Genomic DNA, 20,759 nt, shown 5'->3' with positions numbered 1-20,759 from the left:
AAGTAACTGATATCTAACGCCGAGGTATTTAAATGGACGATTTCTCACCCTCTGATCTTAAAGTGATTCTGCACTCAAAACGCGCCAACATGTATTACCTCGAATATTGCCGCGTAATGCAAAAAGATGGCCGAGTACTCTATTTAACCGAAGCTGATAAAGAAAACCTCTACTTCAATATCCCTATCGCCAACACCACAGTCTTGCTGCTTGGCAACGGTACATCAATTACTCAGGCCGCAATGCGTATGCTCTCGCAGGCCGGAGTACTGGTAGGGTTTTGTGGCGGTGGCGGCACACCGTTGCATATGGCGACCGAAGTGGAATGGTTTACACCGCAAAGTGAATATCGCCCTACCGAATACCTGCAAGGCTGGCTCTCATTTTGGTTTGATGATGAAAAGCGCTTAGCCGCCGCGAAACAATTTCAAAATGCCCGAATCGACTACTTACAAAAGGTGTGGCGCACTGACCGTGAACTCGCTCTGGAAAAGTTCAATGTTCAGGATCAGGTTATCCAACAATCACTTGAAACCTTCCACAATCGCACAGTGGCAGCCAGTCAATCCTCAGAGCTGCTGCTTACCGAAGCGCAATTAACCAAAGTTCTATACAGATACGCGGCCAATAATACCGGCAAAGAGGGTTTTTCTCGCCAACAACAATCCGACAAAAAATGTACCGACAAAGCCAACGACTTTTTAAACCATGGCAACTACTTAGCTTATGGTTTGGCAGCAAGCTGTTTGTGGGTATTGGGTATACCCCATGGCTTTGCCGTGATGCATGGTAAAACCCGCCGCGGTGCTTTGGTGTTTGATGTGGCCGATTTAATCAAAGACGCCATTGTGCTGCCCTGGGCCTTTGTTTGTGCCAAAGAAAACGCAACCGAACAAGAGTTTCGCCAGCAAATATTGCAAGCCTTTATTGAGCACAAAGCCCTCGACTTTATGTTTGACACAGTAAAACGCGTTGCCCTGGGAGGTCAGGGTGAACAAGAGCGCGAGGTAATCCCATTATGATGGTCACCTTTGTTTCTCAGTGTGAAAAAAACGCGCTTAAGAAAACCCGTCGCGTACTGGATGCTTTTGCCAACCGGATTGGCGATAACACCTGGCAAACCCTGATCACCGAAGAGGGATTGTTAACGGTGAAAAAAATGCTACGTCAAACCGCCAGCCGCAGCACTGCCGTCAGTTGCCATTGGATCCGCTCTCGCTCCCGCAGCCAGTTTTTATGGGTGGTGGGGAATAAAAAGAAATTTAATTTGGAAGGTGTGGTGCCAGTTAACAGTACTGAGAAAGATTTACTCAACAGCGACTATGAAAGTGATTGGAAATATTTGCCACTGATTAAAGCGCTCGCAGCTATGGCCGCTTTGCTGCACGATTGGGGGAAGGCTTCTTTACTGTTTCAGGAAAAATTAAACCCAGAGATTAAAACCCAGCATAAAGGCGATCCACTGCGCCATGAGTGGATCTCTTGCCTGTTATTTCATCAGTTCGTTACAAGCCAGATGAGTGATAGTCACGATGAAGCATGGTTGAACTTTCTGATCAACCAAGGCATTGATGAGTCGCGATTGACTTACCAGAGGTTACAAACGGCAAAGCCACTAAGCGAACTGCCCAACGCAGCAGCATTGATTAGTTGGTTAATTGTTTCTCATCACAGATTACCGCTGCCCAAAAAAGAAGATATGTGTCGGGAGCAGCGAGAGAATCGTAATAGTTCGATTGGTGATTTGTTGGCCAGAATCACTTCGGCATGGGGATATGAAAACCAATTTGAGGATTACAACAGGCTGTTACCCAAATGCTTTGAATTTCCTTTAGGGCTACTTTCTCAATCACAAACTTGGCTAACGGCATTGCAACGCCGAGCTAAGGATTTATTGCATCAGTTGCCTTTGTTAGATCAAGCGATGAATGACGGCAGTTGGCGCGTGGTTTTACACCATGCACGGTTGTGCTTGATGCTGGGCGACCATTATTACTCCTCGCAAGCCAATGATCCTAGTTGGAAGGTTTCAACCGAGCTGTACGCTAATACAGATCCCGAGACCAAAGAGCGTAAACAAAAGCTGGATGAACATTTGGTTAATGTCGCCAGGGTGGCGGTGAATACGGTGAAGTTGCTGCCCTTTTTTGAATCTGAGCCGCTAAAAGCGACTGAACTTACCGAGCTGGCACCCAAGAGCAGCACCCCAAAAGCGTTCCGTTGGCAAGACAAAGCGGTACGTAAAATTATCGAGTGGCGTGAGCATACTGAAGATAAAAGCCAAGGTTATTTTGTGGTCAACATGGCGAGTACTGGCTGTGGGAAAACCATGGCTAACGCCAAAATCATGCAGGCGCTCTCGGAGGATGGTGAAAGTCTGCGTTTTATTCTCGCGCTTGGTTTGCGCACCCTTACTTTGCAAACTGGTGATGAATACAAACAGCGGCTCAAACTGCAAGATAAAGATCTCGCTGTGCTCATTGGCTCTAAGGCGATTTACGAGTTACATCACCAGACTGGTGCGCAAGTCGATAAGGAGGAAATGGAACTTAATCAAGCTGAGCTTGGCTCTGAATCGATGGAAAGCTTGCAAGAAGAAACTGATGAACTGCATTGGCAGGGCGTATTGCCCGAAGAAGAACTCACTACCGTTTTAATCAAGGAAAAAGATCGCAAGTTGCTGTATGCCCCGGTACTGGCTTGCACCATAGATCATATTATGGCAGCTACCGAAACCAAACGGGGTGGGCGTTATATATTGCCTTGCTTACGGTTAATGTCATCCGACTTGGTGATAGATGAAATCGATGATTTTACTGGCGACGATCTGATTGCGATTGGCAGACTCGTTCATTTGGCCGGTATGCTGGGGCGAAAAGTCATGATTTCCTCTGCCACCATCCCGCCGGATTTAGCGCTCGGTTTGTATAATGCCTATCGCCAGGGGTGGGCAGTATTTGCCGCCAGTCGTGACCGAAACGCCAGCATTAATTGTATTTATATTGATGAATTTACGGCACATACCCAGTTGGTGGGGAGCAATGATTATGACTTGGAGGCTTACCGGGCCTTGCAACAAGGCTTTATCAATAAACGGGTCGAGAAGCTCAAACAGCAAACCGCCAAACGTAAAGCCGAAATTATCCCCTGCCTCAAACAACCAGATTTACCGCTTGATACTCAGTATTTTGCAACAGTAAAGCAAGCGGTTCTGGCCAAACACCGGCACCACTCTACCTTAGAGCCCCAAAGCCAAATTCAAGTTTCCTTTGGTGTGGTGCGCCTTGCCAATATTCAACCCTGTGTCGAGCTAACCAAGTACTTGCTCAGTTCTGATTGGCCAGCAGATACCGAAGTACGTTGTATGGCTTACCACAGTCAGCAAGTGCTGTTGCTGCGCCACGAGCAAGAAAAGCATCTGGATGAGGTGCTTAAGCGTAAAGAAGCAGCGAACGAATTACCGCTTGCCTTTACCCATCCCATTATTCGCGGTCATTTGGATGCCTGTTCTGCAAAAAATATGATCTTTATTTTGGTGACGACGCCTGTGGAAGAAGTGGGGCGCGACCATGACTTTGATTGGGCGGTGATAGAGCCCTCTTCTTTTCGTTCGATTATTCAAATGGCAGGCCGTGTACGCAGGCACCGTGATGGAGAAATTCCTGTGCCCAATATTGGCTTGTTGCAGTACAACCTCAAAGGGTTCAAGGGGGGAGAAGAGCGAGTATTTAACCGTCCTGGCTATGAAACCGACCGAACTACTCAGCTCGTCACTCATGATTTAACCCAGTTGGTGGACGAAAAGCCATTGCTGCAATCGGTTAATGCAGTTGCTCGAATTCAGAAGCGAGCGACGTTGGAGCCACAAAAAAACTTGGCGGATTTAGAGCACTTTGCCACCGCCAAAACATGCGGCACGGATCAAATCGGCAAGCCAGAAGTAAGCGAAGTTAACCGCCGGGATAGATTCAGCCGCAACCGTCGGGAAAGCCAGCGCCAGTCTTGTTGGTGTGAGCATTTACACGGTCATATTCATGGCTACTGGTGGCTTACGGCATTGCCGCAATACTTCAAACGCTTTCGCAAAAGTGAACCCTCAGTACAGGTCTACTTAGTCAAAAAATCGCGCAGTATCGAGTTTTGTATCCCTAATGAGCGGCAATGGCCTGCGATTGAGCAAGTGTTAAATATTCAGCATCAACCGCTTGCGCCAGAACAACAGCAGAAACTCTGGCTGCAACGTGATTACGGTGAGTTAGTTAATCAATACAGCACAAGTGCTGAGCAGGAGTTTGCTACGTCAGTGCGATACGGAGAAATCAGTTTTATCTACCGGGAAGGAAGTCAGCAATACAGTTACAACGACCAATTAGGCTTGGTTAAGGTTAAATAGTGGAGGGATTTACTGTGTTAGATCCAGCAATAGTCACCTTCTTTGCCGAGCGCAAAGAAGCCTGGCTTAAGAAAAATGTCAGTACCTCGATGCAAGAATCAGAAGTATTGGAAAAACAGCGGGAGTGTGAGCAAAACTTTTTGTTGGCAAATTGGTTACCCGATGCCGCTAAAAGGGCTGGGCAAATCTCAATAGCCTCACATCCCTGCACCTTTAGTCATCCGAGTGCGCGAAAGAACAAAAATGGCTATGTTTCATCGATAATTGCCAAGAATAAACCGAGTGTCGATGGCTTTCTGCGATCAGGCAATGTGGCGGTAGAGCCTGATGCACTCGGTAATGCAGCGGCATTGGACGTGTATAAGTTCCTGAGCTTGCCGATGAGCGATCAACGCTCTCTGCTCGTGCATATTGAACAAGAAAGTGAGTTGGCTCGCCAGTTGCTTGAGGTGCCAACCTGTGATTATCAGACGCTACGAGACGGTTTTTTAAAAATGATCGATAGCGATCAAGCTTCGGTATCCAGCTCGAAGATTAAGCAGGTCTATTTCCCGGTAGCCGAAGGTGAATATCATTTATTGTCGCTATTGACCCATTCAGGCCATCTTTTTGAATTACGCAAACGACTTGATGCAATGCGATTTGGGGAGCTTGTCAAAGAGGCCAGAGAGAACAAAAAAGCCAATCGATTTCACCCAGAGGGCTATCAAGAAATATTTGGTCTAACGACCATTGGCTTTGGCGGTACAAAACCTCAAAACATCAGCGTGCTCAATAACCAAAATGCGGGAAAAGCCCATCTTCTTCCATCCATTCCGCCTAACTTAACACCCAGAGAAATCCGCTTGCCTAAGACAGACTTTTTCAAAGAGTGTTTTACCGCTTGGCAAGCCAAGGAGGTGTTGGAAGCGTTGCATCGACTGTTTAAAGCCGACTATAACAACATCAATATCCGTGATGGACGCGATTACCGTATTCAGCAATACGTTGATTTGGTTATTGAAAAAATGTGGCAAGTGCGCCTTTTTCTTACTGGCCATCAAGGCGATCTACCAAGCGAATTGCCATTGGAGCAAAAAGTTTGGTTGTACCCTGAATTTGAGTCGCAGCGAGAACAAGAGAATGAGTGGCTCGATAAAATCACTCGTCAAATTGCCCGTGGTTTAATCAACCACTACAGCCGCAGCAAAGTCATCAGCAACCCCTTATTACTGGCCGATCAAGAACTCTTGGCCATTGAGACAGTGGTTGCCAGCAATAGGGAGAACTTTCGATGAGAGTGCTGATTTTGCCCCATATTAAAATTCACAACGCCAATGCACTCTCAAGCCCTTTTACCATAGGTTTTCCGGCCATGACAGCATGGTTAGGGTTTGTCCACGCTTTGGAGCGCAAATTGAACCAAGCCGGTCTGTCTGAGTTAATGCTGCACAGTGTCGCCGTTGTCAGTCATTGCTGTGATGTACAAACTCACAAAGGTGAGGGCGATTTTGTCCATTCAATCATTGGTACAGGTAACCCACTCGATAAGGATGGTTCACGCTCGGCATTTATCGAGGAAGCACGCTGTCATTTAGACGTCTCTTTAGTGATTGAGTGGAGTGGCGATGAGGAACAGGTGCAACATCCTGATTTTGCAGGGCAATTGCAAGCGGTCATCGCCACCATGAAAGTAGCGGGTGGTGATGTCATCTGTATAGGAAAGCCCGCAATCGGCTCAGTGGTGACAGAAGAGGATACGACGCGAGTTCTACGTCAACTGATGCCGGGCTATGTATTGCTAGAACGGCGTGATCTAATGATAGAGGCCATGCAGCAAGGCGATGATGCATTAGATGCACTGCTTGGCTACCTCAGCGTTAACCACAATTGTGAACAGCTTGAAGATGGCAGTGTTGTTTGGCATAGCCAACGCAAGACGAGTGGCTGGATTGTGCCGATTGCCACTGGGTTTCAGGGGATTTCGCCATTAGGTGAGGCGAAAAATCAACGCGATCCATCAGTGCCGCACCGCTTTGCTGAAAGCGTGGTCACGCTAGGTGAGTTTGTTATGGCGCACAAAATTAAAAACCTCGATGACACCCTTTGGCAATACCACTCCGATTTAGAAAACGATCTTTACCTTTGTCAGCAAGTTAACGCTATCAACGAACATCAATAAGGAACAATCTCATGGCTAAAATTAACGACACCGCTTCAGTCTTGGCATTTGAGAAGAAACTAGTCCCATCAGATGGCTATCTATTTGGCACTAGCTGGGACGCTAAAGAACAGGGCACTCCTTTATCGTTACAAGAAAAATCGGTACGTGGAACCATTTCTAACCGTTTAAAAGCGGCAGTAAAAAATGATCCGCTTAAGTTAAATGCCGAAGTGGAGAAAGCAAACTTACAACGTGTCGATGCCTGTGCTCTGGGGCAAGATCAAGACACTCTTAAACTCCATTTCACCCTAAAAGTGTTGGGTGGTTTAGCTCAACCTTCGGCTTGTAATAATGCGCAATTCAAACAGAGCTATAGTGCCGCAGTTGAGCAGTACATTGCCAAACATGGTTGTTTTGAATTGGCAAAACGCTACGCCACTAACCTGGCAAACGCGCGTTTCTTATGGCGTAACCGAGTGGGTGCTGAAGAAATTGAAGTGCAAGTTAAGGCGCTTAATAAAGGGGCGGAGCAAACTTGGACGTTTGACGCCAAAAAGTTCAGCACCCGCCATTTCGATCATAACGACGAACAAGTGAGTAGTTTGGCTGAACGCATTGCCAAGGCCTTGGCCAGTAAGTCCGAACACCTGATGCTGCAAATTGACTGCTACGCAAAAGTGGGTAAAGCGCAAGAAGTTTATCCAAGTGAAGAGCTAGTGTTGGATAAAGGCAATAGCAAAACCAAGAAAAGTAAAATTCTTTATGCCGTTAATGAACATGCAGCGATGCACTCACAAAAAATAGGTAATGCATTGCGTTCTATTGATACTTGGTATCCAGAATACGCTTTGGCAGAACAAAGTGCAGGGGCGATTGCCATAGAACCTTATGGCGCAGTGACCAATTTGGGTAAAGCATTCCGCACTCCGAAAGATAAGCAGGATTTTTACAGCTTCTTTGACAAGTGGGCTCGTGGAGAACCACTACCGCGTGAAGAAGATGAACATTATGTGGTGGCCGTGTTGGTGCGCGGTGGGGTATTCGGCGAAAGTGATAAATAGGTGGCGGTAATGAACTACTACCAAGAAATTACCCTACTACCGGATGTCGATATCTCGCTTGGTTTCCTCTGGCAAAATGTATTTCAACAAGTGCATATTGCACTTGTTGAACACAAAGTGGATGCAAATCAGTCTAGTGTTGCGGTTGGCTTTCCTGATTATCTCCGGGCTAAGTTTCCCCTGGGCAGTAAATTGCGCCTCTTTGCCAAAGAACAAGCGTCATTGGAAAAGCTAGCCATTCACCAATGGCTGAATCGATTCGAAGACTATGCGCATATTAAAGGGATCAAACCCGTACCGAGTGATGTTTCCTACGTGAGCTTTGTACGCAAACAGGTGAAATCGCCTGAGCGGATTGAGCGGGCTATGCAGCAAAAGGCGGCATTATGGGCGGCAAAGTCGGGCAAGCCGCTGGCCGAGTGCTTAACCGAGCTTGAAAAAAGCAAACCGACTGGGCAGTGTGATTTGCCATTTGTCTTCTTGCACAGCCAGCAAACGAAACAACGTTCGCCGGACAAAAACAGCAAGTTCCCGCTGTTTATCGAAAGATATCCGCAAAGTACACCTGTGGATGGGCAGTTCGATTGCTACGGGCTGAGTCGTAAAGTTAATGGTATTGCATCGCTTGGAACAGTACCGCACTTTTAAGCATCAAAGGGTGAGTTTTACCCTTTATTTTTGCTCTTTAAAAATAAGCTTTATATACAATCAGTTACAACAGGTGGTGCTCAACAGGGTAAAAATAGGTTTTTTATCCTAACCATCTGTTGTGACTTTCTTTTATTGCTTTATTCTATTGTTCACTGCCGCTCAGGCAGCTTAGAAAAATGCAAAATGTTCTGAATCGCTCAGGGTGATGTTCACTGCCGCTCAGGCAGCTTAGAAAGATATGCGCTCCTACGCTCGCGCTTTTGTTTCGTTCACTGCCGCTCAGGCAGCTTAGAAATATCGGTCACACTGCAGAAGCTTGAGCTCGGAGTTCACTGCCGCTCAGGCAGCTTAGAAATTCAAAGAAAAAACCTACCGAGCTACCATAAAGTTCACTGCCGCTCAGGCAGCTTAGAAAATCGAGTGGATGCGAGCCGGTCTCTACGCTGCGTTCACTGCCGCTCAGGCAGCTTAGAAAAGGCGGGAGAACTGTGCTCATGCCTTGGTCGTGTTCACTGCCGCTCAGGCAGCTTAGAAACCAATTGGTACCCGTGCATCCAAGCTGGTTGTGTTCACTGCCGCTCAGGCAGCTTAGAAATAAGAGTGCCGTCCTTATAAGTTTTTATCAATGTTCACTGCCGCTCAGGCAGCTTAGAAAAACCACTGTGCTTGGAGCCAGTACCTCTTCATGTTCACTGCCGCTCAGGCAGCTTAGAAATTATGCCGTTTCCGTTTCAGCGTCATGGCGTTGTTCACTGCCGCTCAGGCAGCTTAGAAAGCTAACGGCCTTGGAGCGGTTTATCTCAGCTTGTTCACTGCCGCTCAGGCAGCTTAGAAATTTGACCTTGTAGGAAACTTTTTGTCAGTGACGTTCACTGCCGCTCAGGCAGCTTAGAAAATTATCTGGCCTCCCTCGTTTCAAAAATAGCGGTTCACTGCCGCTCAGGCAGCTTAGAAACGTTTGGGACATTTGCGGCACTGTGCAATCAAGTTCACTGCCGCTCAGGCAGCTTAGAAATGAATAAGCAAAGCGGCCATAACCTGTAATTGGTTCACTGCCGCTCAGGCAGCTTAGAAATGTCTCGAACAACTCTGATAATGATTATGTGCGTTCACTGCCGCTCAGGCAGCTTAGAAATCGCTCGGCACTAATTATTTCTGCAACTTTGCGTTCACTGCCGCTCAGGCAGCTTAGAAAAATACCCGCAAGGCGGTAAATGGCTGCGACGTGTTCACTGCCGCTCAGGCAGCTTAGAAAGACTGGCTGCCGCAGCAGAAAGCTGATTTTCTGTTCACTGCCGCTCAGGCAGCTTAGAAAATTCTCAGCAGCACGAGCCGCACGTTGATGATGTTCACTGCCGCTCAGGCAGCTTAGAAAAGTTGCGGTTAGTGTCACAGATTGGAACTCATGTTCACTGCCGCTCAGGCAGCTTAGAAATCACGCTGAGCCCTGGTTAGCCCCCTGAATGAGTTCACTGCCGCTCAGGCAGCTTAGAAAATTAACAGTTGCTGGCAATGTCTTTTGCACCTGTTCACTGCCGCTCAGGCAGCTTAGAAAATATTGCCGTGTCTCTATAATATCCATATTCAGTTCACTGCCGCTCAGGCAGCTTAGAAATTGCTTCGACCGCGAATGACATAACATCTTTTGTTCACTGCCGCTCAGGCAGCTTAGAAAATCACAATCGATGGGACGCCGTATGTAGTCGAGTTCACTGCCGCTCAGGCAGCTTAGAAAACTGCGCAAGATTGCCAGATGCATCAAGACTAGTTCACTGCCGCTCAGGCAGCTTAGAAAACAGCAATCATCACGGCAAAAATAACGATTAAGTTCACTGCCGCTCAGGCAGCTTAGAAAATCACAATCGATGGGACGCCGTATGTAGTCGACTTCACTGCCGCTCAGGCAGCTTAGAAAGCCAGACATAACCATCGCAGTAACCGAAACATGTTCACTGCCGCTCAGGCAGCTTAGAAATGTTGCGAAATCAAAACCAGCGACGCCAAAACGTTCACTGCCGCTCAGGCAGCTTAGAAAACTGTAGCTGCGCAGTGGCCTCGGATGTGTTAGTTCACTGCCGCTCAGGCAGCTTAGAAATACGAGCTAGTAGACGATCTGCAATTCCTTATGTTCACTGCCGCTCAGGCAGCTTAGAAACAGTAAACGAAAACGGCGCGCCTGAGATGTTCGTTCACTGCCGCTCAGGCAGCTTAGAAATGATACCCATGTCACTGGCAGCAATCTGCGCAGTTCACTGCCGCTCAGGCAGCTTAGAAAGTTTCATTCTGCTACTACATGAGCGGCCTCAAGTTCACTGCCGCTCAGGCAGCTTAGAAAACCAACGCGCCCAGCGTGCTGGTACAGGTACAGTTCACTGTCGCTCAGGCAGCTTAGAAATCTAATGACTCTTCCGAACCAACCGACTCAGAGTTCACTGCCGCTCAGGCAGCTTAGAAATGAAAATCTTGGCTATCGTATGCGCTGGATTTGTTCACTGCCGCTCAGGCAGCTTAGAAAGACAACAACCCGGCGCGGATGCCGCTCAGGCAGCTTAGAAACTACGAGAAAGAATCTTATGATTTGTTCAGAAGTTCACTGCCGCTCAGGCAGCTTAGAAATCGCGTGACTCAACCGCCTAGACCGTCTGATTGTTCACTGCCGCTCAGGCAGCTTAGAAAATCAGAACAGGGCCTGTTCAACTTATTGAAAAGTTCACTGCCGCTCAGGCAGCTTAGAAATCTCTAATTTCAAGGTGAATCAGTACCAGAGCGTTCACTGCCGCTCAGGCAGCTTAGAAAGATAGCGGTGGTTACGCCTGCCACGTCTACAGGTTTACTGCCGCTCAGGCAGCTTAGAAATTATGGGGCTTTTTTGTTTTCAGTGAAAACAAGTTCACTGCCGCTCAGGCAGCTTAGAAAGACAGAAAAAGAGCGCCAAAAAGAGGCCTCATGTTCACTGCCGCCCAGGCAGCTTAGAAATTAAAAACTAAAGCAAAGGAGAGTTTTCGCAAGTTCACTGCCGCCCAGGCAGCTTAGAAATGATAGACGTTCCTGAGATACAGCTAGGTTAAGTTCACTGCCGCCCAGGCAGCTTAGAAACTTCAGCAGTCATTGTTAGCTGTGCACGCTCAGTTCACTGCCGCCCAGGCAGCTTAGAAATCATATTCAGCAACAAGTGCAAGTTGCCTATCGTTCACTGCCGCCCAGGCAGCTTAGAAAGACTGGCACTCTCATTACTGCAGCTGAAATTGGTTCACTGCCGCCCAGGCAGCTTAGAAACTGAATACCTACAGTGCCGCAGTTGTCGGGACGTTCACTGCCGCCCAGGCAGCTTAGAAATTTACCCAATACGCGCTGAGCGCCTTTGTTTAGTTCACTGCCGCCCAGGCAGCTTAGAAAACTACCAGAAGCTGAGCGCCTTATTGCTACGAGTTCACTGCCGCCCAGGCAGCTTAGAAATTATTAACGCCCACCCGTTAATGCCAAACCACGTTCACTGCCGCCCAGGCAGCTTAGAAATTTAACATCCCTGCAAGTTGTGCGGTGTTGATGTTCACTGCCGCCCAGGCAGCTTAGAAATCCCATAAATAGTATGCGGTGGTAGCATTTGAGTTCACTGCCGCCCAGGCAGCTTAGAAAGCTTGGTTGTCTTGATGACGTTCGTGCTCTTAGTTCACTGCCGCCCAGGCAGCTTAGAAACTTGATATCACAGTCGAAACTGGCTCAGATATGGTTCACTGCCGCCCAGGCAGCTTAGAAATATGAAAAGTTCAACGCGCTTTTGGTTCCTCGGTTCATTGCCGCCCAGGCAGCTTAGAAATCGGCAACTTCGCGGTTCATCATCACAATATCGTTCACTGCCGCCCAGGCAGCTTAGAAAACACAAGTGGGCTTTATTTTGCGCAAAGATTAGTTCACTGCCGCCCAGGCAGCTTAGAAAAAGCAAAGAAGGGGACGCTTTTTCGTCCCCTTGTTCACTGCCGCCCAGGCAGCTTAGAAATTGATTTGCAATTCGAGCCTCATCCAGAAGATGTTCACTGCCGCCCAGGCAGCTTAGAAAGTAATAGAGTCAGCGAGGCAATAATGTTCAACGTTCACTGCCGCCCAGGCAGCTTAGAAAGTCACAAAGAGAACTAAACAATGTCTAGAGTAGTTCACTGCCGCTCAGGCAGCGTAGAAAGGTTTTCTGGTGAATTGCACTTGAGCCTTGCCGTGCTCCCTCCACAACGGGGATTTATCACTCGGCCCCAGCAAAATCCGAAAGTCCTGCATTTGTGGGGCTGAAGAGGTCGAAACTGAGGTGATCTAAATAGCGGCCCGGCTCAAGGCAGCATATCTACTCGAAGTAGTCTGCTGGCGCTGCGGCCTTTGTCGTCGCTGACCGACAGTTGGAAGCGTCCTGCTCTGGGCGGGCGCCATTCCAGGGTTTGGCCCGGCAGGCTCTGGCCGAGCAGGCTGTTACCGGCAAACCAGTAGAGTATTTGGCTGTCGGAGGCGGCGTCGGCCTTGAGGGCTATGTGTTCATTGGCCACGCTTTGGCGCAGGCTGTAGGTGACGCCCTTCAAGGGGGAGCGGATAAGCGGGGCCGAGTAGCTGACCGCGACTCTTTGGCTGCAGGCGGCCGGAAGCTCCGGCGGCCTCCTGCGGGGTAAACCTGCCTGCTCGAACAGGGCCGCCAAGTCTGACGGCCAGAAGGCAAACACCTCCTGGTGGTGAATTGCCGAGTCGTAGGGCGGGCAGACGGCGGCGCCGGTTTTGTTATCCAGCCACACGGGGCGATGCAAGTTGGAGACCTTGATGGGGGAAACTCCCGGGATATACCAGCCATCGACCAATTTGGGGCACCAAGGGTTGGGCAGTTCGCCGGAGGCGGCGCAGAAGGCCACCTTTTTCACTGTATCCGGCGGCGTGTTGGCCATGTCGGCCGTGCCCGGCAGCGCGCCCTGCAAGGCATCGCTGAGGGCGAAGAACAGGGGCCCGGCGGTACGGACGCCGACAAAGGCCGGGTTGGGGGTGGCGTCGAAGTTACCCACCCAGACCACCAACACATAGGGGCCTGTGATACCGGCGCTCCAGGCATCGCGATATCCCCAGGAGGTACCTGTTTTCCAGGCCACTGTCCAGTTGCTGCCGGGCAGGCCGTCGGCGCGGGGGTTGTCCTTGAGTATGTCCCGCACCATAAAGGCGGCGGCAGGGCTCAGCAAGCTCTTTCCTTGCGGACTGATGGGCTGGCTTTGTTGATCCCGCAGCGGATAGTCGTGGCCCTGGCTCGCCAGCATCAGGTACAGCCGCGCCAGCTCCGCCATGGTCAGCTCACCGCCGCCCAGCGCCAGGGATAAACCATAATGACTTTCACCCCTGAGCCCCTGAATACCGGCCTGGCGCAGGAAGCCGTAGAGATTGGGTTGGTTCACTTGTCCTGCCAGCCACACGGCCGGCAGATTGCGGCTCTTGACCAGGGCATCGTGGGCGCTGATGGGGCCGGTAAATCTGTGGTCAAAGTTCTCCGGTTGGAAACTGCCAAAGGCGGTGGGTGCATCCTTGAGTATGCTCAGCGGGTGTATGAGCCCCTGATCTATGCTCAGGCCAAACAGAAATGGCTTCAGGGTTGAACCCGGCGAGCGGCGGGCGGTGACGCCGTCCACCTGGCCTTGGATATCGGTATCGAAGAAGTCTGCCGAGCCTATCCAGGCTTTGATGCTCTGATCGCGGCTGTCCACCAGGATTGCGGCGGCATTCTTGACCCCCAGATGGCGCTGGCTTTCGATATACAGCCCAAGGCGCCGCTCCAGCAAGGTCTGCAGGCTGAAGTCCAGAGTGCTGTGAATTTGGGTGTCACTATTATCCCGCAGCAGGCGGCGGCTGAAATGCGGCGCCAGAAATGGCAGCTCAGTGCGATCATGGCCGATGGCGGTGAGGGTCAACAGGCCGTTGTTGCGGGGATCGTCGCGATAGCTTTGTTGCCAGAGCAACGCCAGACGGTCGCGGGCATCCTGAAAGTCGGCGCCGAAGCGGGCGCGCCGTGCCGGGCTTTGCGGCATGACCGCCAGGCTGAGGGCTTCACTGAGTGAAAGTTCACCGGCGTCTTTATGAAAGTAGATGCGGCTGGCAGCGCCAACACCTTCAATATTGCCGCCCATGGGCGCCAGATTGAGATAGGCCTCGAGAATATCATGCTTGGAGTAACGCAGCTCCAGCCAGAGTGCCGCCAGCATCTGCTGCAATTTCCCGGCAACCTGGCGGCTGTTGATGTTGTAGACCCGCCGGGCCAGCTGCATGGTCAGGGTCGAAGCGCCCTGGCGATCATCCTTAAGATAGGTGGCGACTATCGCCCTGGCGGTGGCCGCCGGGTTGATGCCGGGGTGGAAGTAAAAATAGCGGTCTTCCTTGAGCAAGATGGCTTGCACCATGTTGTTTGAAACCCCTTCCAGGGGTTGCCAGAGCCGATACTGGCCATCACTGGCCAGCGTCAGCCGCAGCAGACTGCCATCGGCGGCCAACACCATGCGGGAGCTGGGCGCCAGCTTTGAAAAAGGCTGTGCCGGCCAGAGTCTCAGCCCCAGCAGCAAGGCTGCCAGGGCCAGCAGGCACAAATAGCGGCGTTTCATGGCGCTTCGATCACCAACTCACCACTTGGGCCCTGAGCCTGAACCAGGGGATCATACAGCCCCTCGGCGTAGGCGGGCGGCACCTGGAACTGGCCGACATTGGTGGCCCGTACCTTGTAGACAAAGGTTTTGGCATCGCGCCAGGCGGTACCGTAGAGTACCAGGCGGTCTTCGCGTACATTGAGCCACTGTGGCGACCAGTCGCTGTGCTGAGCCATGCCCACAGGCGGCTGCCAGCCATCGAAGCTGTCATCCTTGTCACGATAAACCGGCTCCACGCCGCCGGGCAGCAGATCTATTACGACCACCTGCTGCAACTTGTCCATATCTGTGGAGCGCAGCCGCAGCCTGACCAGGAATTCATCCCCGACCTTGACCTTGGCAAGAGGTTGCTGCTCCAGGGTCAGATAGTCGCGGCTCACCTCCAGCCCCTGGCTGAAAGGCTTGGCCGGGCTTTGGTCAAATCCCTGCTGGCTAAGAAGATAGAAGGCATCATTAGTGCCGGTTTTCTGGTATTTCACCTCTTCACTGCCGAGGGGCAGCTTAGCCTTGGGTAGACTCAGTGCCTGCCAGGCCTTATCGACCAAGGCTTGCATGGCCAGCCCCTGATCGCCGCGGGAGTTATCCAGAGCGGTCAGCGCCCGCACCAGAGTACCGGCAGACAGCGAGCTGTAACGCTGCTCGCTGAGCCACTGGCCCATGCGCGGCAACAGCTGTTCCGGCAGATCATCCAGACGCTGTGGCGCCTGACGGGCGATGAGTGTCAGCAGCTGGGCATCGTGCACCATGGGATCCAGGTAGAGGCCGAGGCGCTGGGGCTTGTCCTCAAGCAACTGCCACTTCTGCGCCTGCCACAGCGGCTCGGCCAACTGTTGCTGCTGCATCAGGGTAAAGCTGGCGGCCAGCCAGGCACTGGCGATGTCCGCTTGCCAATCCTTGGGATAGTAGCGCTGCAAACGCTCGCGGATGTCGGCTAGGGCGCCGCTCACCTGCACCCCCTGGCGGGCCAGCAGATACGCGCCATAGGCACGCTCGCGCAGCTCATCCAAGCCGCTGCTGGGGCCGGAGCTCACGCTCGACAGATAGCTGTTGGCCTTGTCCAGTAGATCCTGGGGTACGGGGTAACCCTGGGCCTTGGCGTCCAGCAGCATGTCTACCACATACAAGGCCACCATGGGCTCGACTATCGGGTTGGCGGCCCAGAGACCGAAGCCACCGCTGCTGTTCTGGCGGCTTCGCAATTGGCCAATGAGTTGGTTAAAGTCATTGAGATTATCCTGGGGCTTGCCCAGCAGCAGTGCCGGTACGGCTTTGGATACCAACTGCTCGGTACAGGCGTGAGGATAGTTGTCCAGATAGTGGCTCAGCCCCTGAGCCCAAACCAGCGGACTGTTGCCAAGGGCCGCTTCCACCTTGCTGAACGGCGTAAACAGTTGACGGTCAAGTTTGAGCTTGGCTTCGGAGCGGTCGAGCACCGCCGTGGCCAGGGTTAAACGGTGGTGCGTTAATGGCCGCACCGAGATGCTCTCACTGATCTTGAGCTCGCCTTCGCTGGTGGTGAGTTTCCAGTGGAGTTCTCCTTGACCCAGATTTTCGCCTGCCTTGACGGCAAAGTGCGCCGTGGCCTCACGGCCCGGTTCGATATGGAACTGCTGCGGTTGCAAGTCGCTGCGAAGGGCGCCGCTCAGGCTGAGGGTCAGGGTAACATCCTGCGCTTCGGCTTCTGTGTTATAGAGCCCCACAGTCACATCGGCGCTGTCGCCGGGTGCCAGGAATGCCGGCACATTGGGGCTCATCACCACAGGCGCCTTGACCGCGACACTGGCCTCGCTGGTGCCTATGCCGCCTTCGGTGGCACTGACGGCAAAGAAGCGGATACTGCCGTTGAAGCTGTCGGGCACTGTATATTGAAGCCGCTGCTCTCCGGCGGCCAACTCACGAATACCCGACCAGTAGACCACGGGCTTGGCGCGTTTGCGCTTGAAGGGGTTGAGGTTGGCTGCCAGCAGCGCGGCGGCGTCACCTCCGGGTGCGGCCTGGCGCATCAGCACCTTGAGATCCGGCAGCAGCAGGTCGAGAATTTGGCTCGAATCTACGCTGAGAGCCTTCTTGTCGAAGAAGTGCGCCAGTGGATCCGGCGCTTCATAGCGGGCCACCTGCAAAATACCGGCATCAACCCCGAATACCACGACTCTGGCTTTGCTTGGCAGCTTTAGGTCGATATCCAGTTGCGTCCCGGGTTTAACCTTTTCCGGCAGGCTCAGGGCGATGGCCTGACGCCGCTCACCGAGATCCACCTTAAAGGGTTTCACGGCATAGGACAGCGGGCTCATGAAGACTTCTTCCGAGTCCGGTGCCCGCAGGAACTGCACATTGATATAAGCATTGCCCTCAATGCCTTGCGGCAGGGTAATGCTTTGCAACGAACGGGTGCTGTCGGCCTTGAACCATTTGAAGGCGTAAACCTTGTCTCTCTCTATGGTGATGAGTCCGGCACCGCTGTAAGGGGCCTGGATCGCTACCTGAATGCTTTCACCCGGCAGATATTCCGCCTTGTTTAGCGTCAGTTCCAGCTCGGTGTTGCGCTCCAGCGTGCGACTGGCGTTGCCGCTGCCGGCAACGCTGTAATCTATTTGGTTCAACTGGCGGCCGTTTTCATCCAGCAGTCGCAGGCGGTAGTCACCCGGCTCCCTGGTGTCGAGTTCCAATTGGCCACCGCTTGCGGCCAGACTCAGGGCAGTGCTGCCCAGCAGTTTGTCTTTGCGGCGCGATTCATAGCGGTAGGTGCCGTCATTCTGTTTCACCAACACAGACACCCAGCGCCGGGCGATACGCTCGACTTTGAGCTCAGTAGCCACACCTTGAAGGTCCTGGCCAACGGCTTGCAGGTTGAGCACACGCTTGCCGTCTTTGCTGATGAAGTCCAGATCGCCATCGCTCTTGTAGCCCAGTAACCAGTCGGCATCGGATACCAGTAGCTGGTCTTGGGCGCTGACACCGTGGCCTGAACCGGCTTCAAATACCCGAGCCAGCAAGTGCAGCTTGTAAGTGCTGCCGGCAAAGCGGTCCAGCGCCAAGTCCAGGCTGGCCTTGCCTTCGCCGTCTGTGGTGGTTTCGCTCAAGTCTTCGCGGAACGATTCCTTGAGCTTGCCCAATACCCCAAAACGATAGCCGGGCCAGGCTTTGAAGCTGATATCTGTTGGTGACAGCACCATCTCACCGCTGACTCGGCGATCGCTCGCCGGGCCACCGAAGAGTTGCTCGGCCAAGACCTCGGCCTTGAGTTGCTGCGGCGTGCGCCAGCCTTCAAATTGCTTGTCGGTGCCCAGAGAGACTCGCACCTTAATGCGATCCGGCTCGAAGTCGCGCACCTTGAAGGTGACATCCCCAAGACGCGTGAGGCGGTATCTGTCTTTGATGAGGGACAAAGTGGCGAGATAGTCACCGGCAACCGCGGTTTCGCCGGCGCTGAAGTCCAGGCTGTCAAAGCCGCTGCCATCGAGTTTGAAGGTGCGATCCAGCACGGTTACACCGCGGGGGTCGGTGATCTGCATCTTCACCGGCAGGCCACCCAGGGCGGTACTCCAGTCCTGACCCCGCACCAAACTGGCGATATGGGCCGTCTCACCGGGGCGATACAGCCCGCGGTCGGTGAAGAGGTAGGCTCTCAGGGCGCCGGGATCGTCGCTCTCATAGCTGCCGCCGGTATCGAAACGGGACAGATTGAGCTGGCGACGCCAATCAGCCAGCGGTAGGAAGGAGAGATCGCTATCCTTTTCGACCCGATAGTAGAGCGGGGTCTTTTCCCGGCGCAGATCGCCAAGCTTGGCAAAGCTTGCATGACCGCGTTCATCGGTTAAAGCCTCGGCTACCGGCAAACCGTTGCGGCCGATGACGGCCACCCGGGCTCCTGCCACCGGAGTCCCCTTGCCGAGGGATTGCACGAATAGATCCTGGCTGCCATCACGGCTGCGTTTGGCGAGTATGCCCAGATCTGTCACGACCACAAAGCGCAGATCGTGGGCCTCGGTTTGGTAATAGTCGAAGGTTTGGCTGTCTCTTTCATCGGCCGGAGTAAGCTTGACCACAAAGATGCCGCGCTTGTCCTTGAAGAAGGGCTTGAGGTCGACGCTGCCGTAGAGCGTCTTGCTGGGATCGCGCCCGGCAAGCTGTTGCTTGAACACCTGACGGGTGACCAAACGGTCGAAATCTGTGTTGTTGAGGTAGGGCTCGGCAAAGCTGCCCGAGCTTTGATCTATCAGGGCATTGAGCTGATCAGGCAGTAACTGGGCGACCTCAATCTGCACCTTTTGTACCCCTCGGGCCAGATAGCCGAGGCGTTGATCGTCGTCCAGAGTCAGCAAGGAACCTTCGCCGAGGAAATTGAGCGCCTTGGGGTATTGCGGCATTCGCAGCACAGTCAGCACGGCATCGCGGGACAGATAACCCCCTTGGCCTTCGACTTCCTTATCCACCATTACCGCCACGTAGCGATCGACCGGAGCTTTCAGCTTGAAGCTGTGCAACTGGTTGAGGCCTTCGGCACCGGGGATCTGGGTCAAGGTCAGTTTGTCGGCCTTGGCCAGCACCTGTTCGGTGACATTTTCCTGATACCAGTGACGGCTTCCCTTGGGATTTTTCAGCGGCAGCAACCAGGCATGTACCTTGCCTTGAAGCGCTTCGTCGTTGACCGGACGTGAGCTTTCCATTGTCAGTACCGGCTCGGGTTCATCCTTGTCGTTGTAGGCGAAGTTGACCTGAGCCTGTTTAAAGCTCAGCTGATAACGGCCGGGAACCTCTACTTGCCATTGGCTCTTGCCTGCCTTGTTGCCGCCGCTGGCCGCCTGGATCCCTTTGCTGACTTCCAGGGTTACAGTGCTCTGCTCAAGTGGTGTGGCGAGCGCAGGAGAATGTATGTAAGCGAACAGATGCTTGTCGTCGAAGGTGACTTCGGTATCGCCATTGCCGCTGTAGGTCAAGCCGGGGCTCAGCAATATCGCCAGTTGGGGTTTGACCGAGGTCGTATCCACCGGGTGGCTGAAGGCCAGGGTGGCGACCAGCTTTTGAATACTCGGCTGGGCCGGATCCTGGTACAGACGCCCATCAGAGATGGTGGCGGTGAAGGCGGCTGTGCTGAATTCGCTCTGGTATTTATCCAGTAAGATATGGTCTGCCAGCAGCTGCTTCTTATCCAGGCTGACCGCGAACTTTTCCGCAATCGGCCAGTCGTTATCCGGAATAAATTGCAGATGCTTGTCACTGGCCCAGCGCCACTGCCCGGCGAGTTGGGGGCTGAGGCTGACGCCTTTGGAGACTGGTTTGCCTATGACGTCCAAAGGTGCGACCGAACCACTGAAGGTCAGGGTCAAGGGAGCGACCTGAGGTTTGGCCTGGTGGTAATCGGTTAGCTGCGGCGCCTTGAGCGTATAGTGTAGGGTATAGGGCTTGGGTAAATGCTGATACCAATACCAGCCGCCCCAGCAAAGCACAGTCAGCACAGATAGCAGCAGTAGGCTTCCCAAGGTTTTAAAGGGATGCTTTATGCACCAATGCATCCAGGGCGGCGCTTGCCAGTGACCAAAAACCGCAGCGAGAACTCGCCAAACTACCGAGAAGAAATTTCCTATAAGCTGTCCCATCGTTCCGTGTCCTTGCTGTGTCTCGTAGCGCTATCGCCAACTTGGCTGACGTTTTAAAGATGTCGGTCGCCGATGTCAATCAGACCGGGCCGATGCTGTGATGCCCTATTCGATATCGCCTCTGCAACTGAGGCTATATGGTACAGCAATCAGCCTGATTTTGATCCGCGTTTGAATTCAAAATTGATAATCGGGCGGCAGTTGTTTAGATATTTGCAGAAACTCTCCTTCCAGGTACGAGCCCGCAGGCAGCACGTCGGCACTTGG

At 52.6% G+C, this 20,759-nt stretch carries 8 protein-coding genes and 2 CRISPR repeat arrays; of the genes, 6 read left to right on the top strand and 2 right to left on the bottom strand.

What is annotated here, in order from left to right; genetic code table 11:
- The first annotated feature begins 32 nt into the window (after positions 1–32).
- The 6 genes from cas1f to cas6f are packed head-to-tail and all read left to right on the top strand — an operon-like array spanning position 33 to position 8,245.
- Positions 33–1,022 carry a type I-F CRISPR-associated endonuclease Cas1f gene (gene cas1f, locus WKR14_RS18600; RefSeq protein WP_335921461.1) on the top strand — a complete coding sequence of 330 codons (990 nt, stop codon included), beginning with the start codon at positions 33–35 and terminating at the stop codon, positions 1,020–1,022.
- Complete coding sequence (gene cas3f / locus WKR14_RS18595; protein ID WP_335921460.1) at positions 1,019–4,393, top strand: type I-F CRISPR-associated helicase Cas3f; 3,375 nt, start codon at positions 1,019–1,021, stop codon at positions 4,391–4,393. The genes cas1f and cas3f overlap by 4 nt, the downstream gene beginning before the upstream one ends.
- A gap of 14 nt (positions 4,394–4,407) precedes the next feature.
- Positions 4,408–5,670 (top strand): type I-F CRISPR-associated protein Csy1, encoded by a 1,263-nt coding sequence (csy1, locus tag WKR14_RS18590; RefSeq protein WP_335921459.1) that lies wholly within the window; start codon positions 4,408–4,410, stop codon positions 5,668–5,670.
- A complete protein-coding gene (gene csy2 / locus WKR14_RS18585; protein ID WP_335921458.1) occupies positions 5,667–6,554 on the top strand; it encodes a type I-F CRISPR-associated protein Csy2 in 888 nt (295 codons plus the stop codon). Before csy1 ends, csy2 begins: the two co-directional genes overlap by 4 nt.
- Positions 6,555–6,565: 11 nt before the next feature.
- Positions 6,566–7,597, top strand: coding sequence for a type I-F CRISPR-associated protein Csy3 (csy3, locus tag WKR14_RS18580; RefSeq protein WP_335921457.1), 1,032 nt, complete (start codon positions 6,566–6,568; stop codon positions 7,595–7,597).
- Between the two features lie 9 nt (positions 7,598–7,606).
- On the top strand, positions 7,607–8,245 hold the full coding sequence (gene cas6f / locus WKR14_RS18575) for a type I-F CRISPR-associated endoribonuclease Cas6/Csy4 (RefSeq protein WP_335921456.1): 639 nt from the start codon (positions 7,607–7,609) through the stop codon (positions 8,243–8,245).
- A gap of 150 nt (positions 8,246–8,395) precedes the next feature.
- Positions 8,396–10,763: direct repeats of the CRISPR family, unit length 28 nt; unit sequence GTTCACTGCCGCTCAGGCAGCTTAGAAA.
- Positions 10,764–10,835: 72 nt separating this feature from the next.
- A CRISPR array of direct repeats spans positions 10,836–12,425; the repeat unit is 28 nt; unit sequence GTTCACTGCCGCTCAGGCAGCTTAGAAA.
- A gap of 142 nt (positions 12,426–12,567) precedes the next feature.
- Here cas6f and pbpC read toward each other — a convergent pair.
- Both pbpC and WKR14_RS18565 read right to left on the bottom strand, forming a co-directional pair.
- Positions 12,568–14,853, bottom strand: a complete 2,286-nt coding sequence (gene pbpC, locus WKR14_RS18570) for a penicillin-binding protein 1C (protein ID WP_335921455.1) — start codon at positions 14,851–14,853, stop codon at positions 12,568–12,570.
- On the bottom strand, positions 14,850–20,492 hold the full coding sequence (locus tag WKR14_RS18565; RefSeq protein ID WP_335921454.1) for an MG2 domain-containing protein: 5,643 nt from the start codon (positions 20,490–20,492) through the stop codon (positions 14,850–14,852). The genes pbpC and WKR14_RS18565 overlap by 4 nt, the downstream gene beginning before the upstream one ends.
- Between the last annotated feature and the right edge of the window lie 267 nt (positions 20,493–20,759).

The sequence above is a fragment of the Shewanella chilikensis genome (assembly GCF_037953065.1).
GTDB lineage: Bacteria > Pseudomonadota > Gammaproteobacteria > Enterobacterales > Shewanellaceae > Shewanella > Shewanella chilikensis.
Note: the sequence above shows the minus strand (reverse complement) of the source record. Positions and strands in the feature narration are given on the sequence as shown.

What these genes read in the sequence shown, in the direction of transcription:
- WKR14_RS18565 (WP_335921454.1), bottom strand. Translation starts at nt 20,492, where the DNA reads ATGGGACAGCTTATAGGAAATTTCTTCTCGGTAGTTTGGCGAGTTCTC.
- pbpC (WP_335921455.1), bottom strand. Translation starts at nt 14,853, where the DNA reads ATGAAACGCCGCTATTTGTGCCTGCTGGCCCTGGCAGCCTTGCTGCTG.
- csy2 (WP_335921458.1), top strand. Translation starts at nt 5,667, where the DNA reads ATGAGAGTGCTGATTTTGCCCCATATTAAAATTCACAACGCCAATGCA.
- csy3 (WP_335921457.1), top strand. Translation starts at nt 6,566, where the DNA reads ATGGCTAAAATTAACGACACCGCTTCAGTCTTGGCATTTGAGAAGAAA.
- cas1f (WP_335921461.1), top strand. Translation starts at nt 33, where the DNA reads ATGGACGATTTCTCACCCTCTGATCTTAAAGTGATTCTGCACTCAAAA.
- cas3f (WP_335921460.1), top strand. Translation starts at nt 1,019, where the DNA reads ATGATGGTCACCTTTGTTTCTCAGTGTGAAAAAAACGCGCTTAAGAAA.
- cas6f (WP_335921456.1), top strand. Translation starts at nt 7,607, where the DNA reads ATGAACTACTACCAAGAAATTACCCTACTACCGGATGTCGATATCTCG.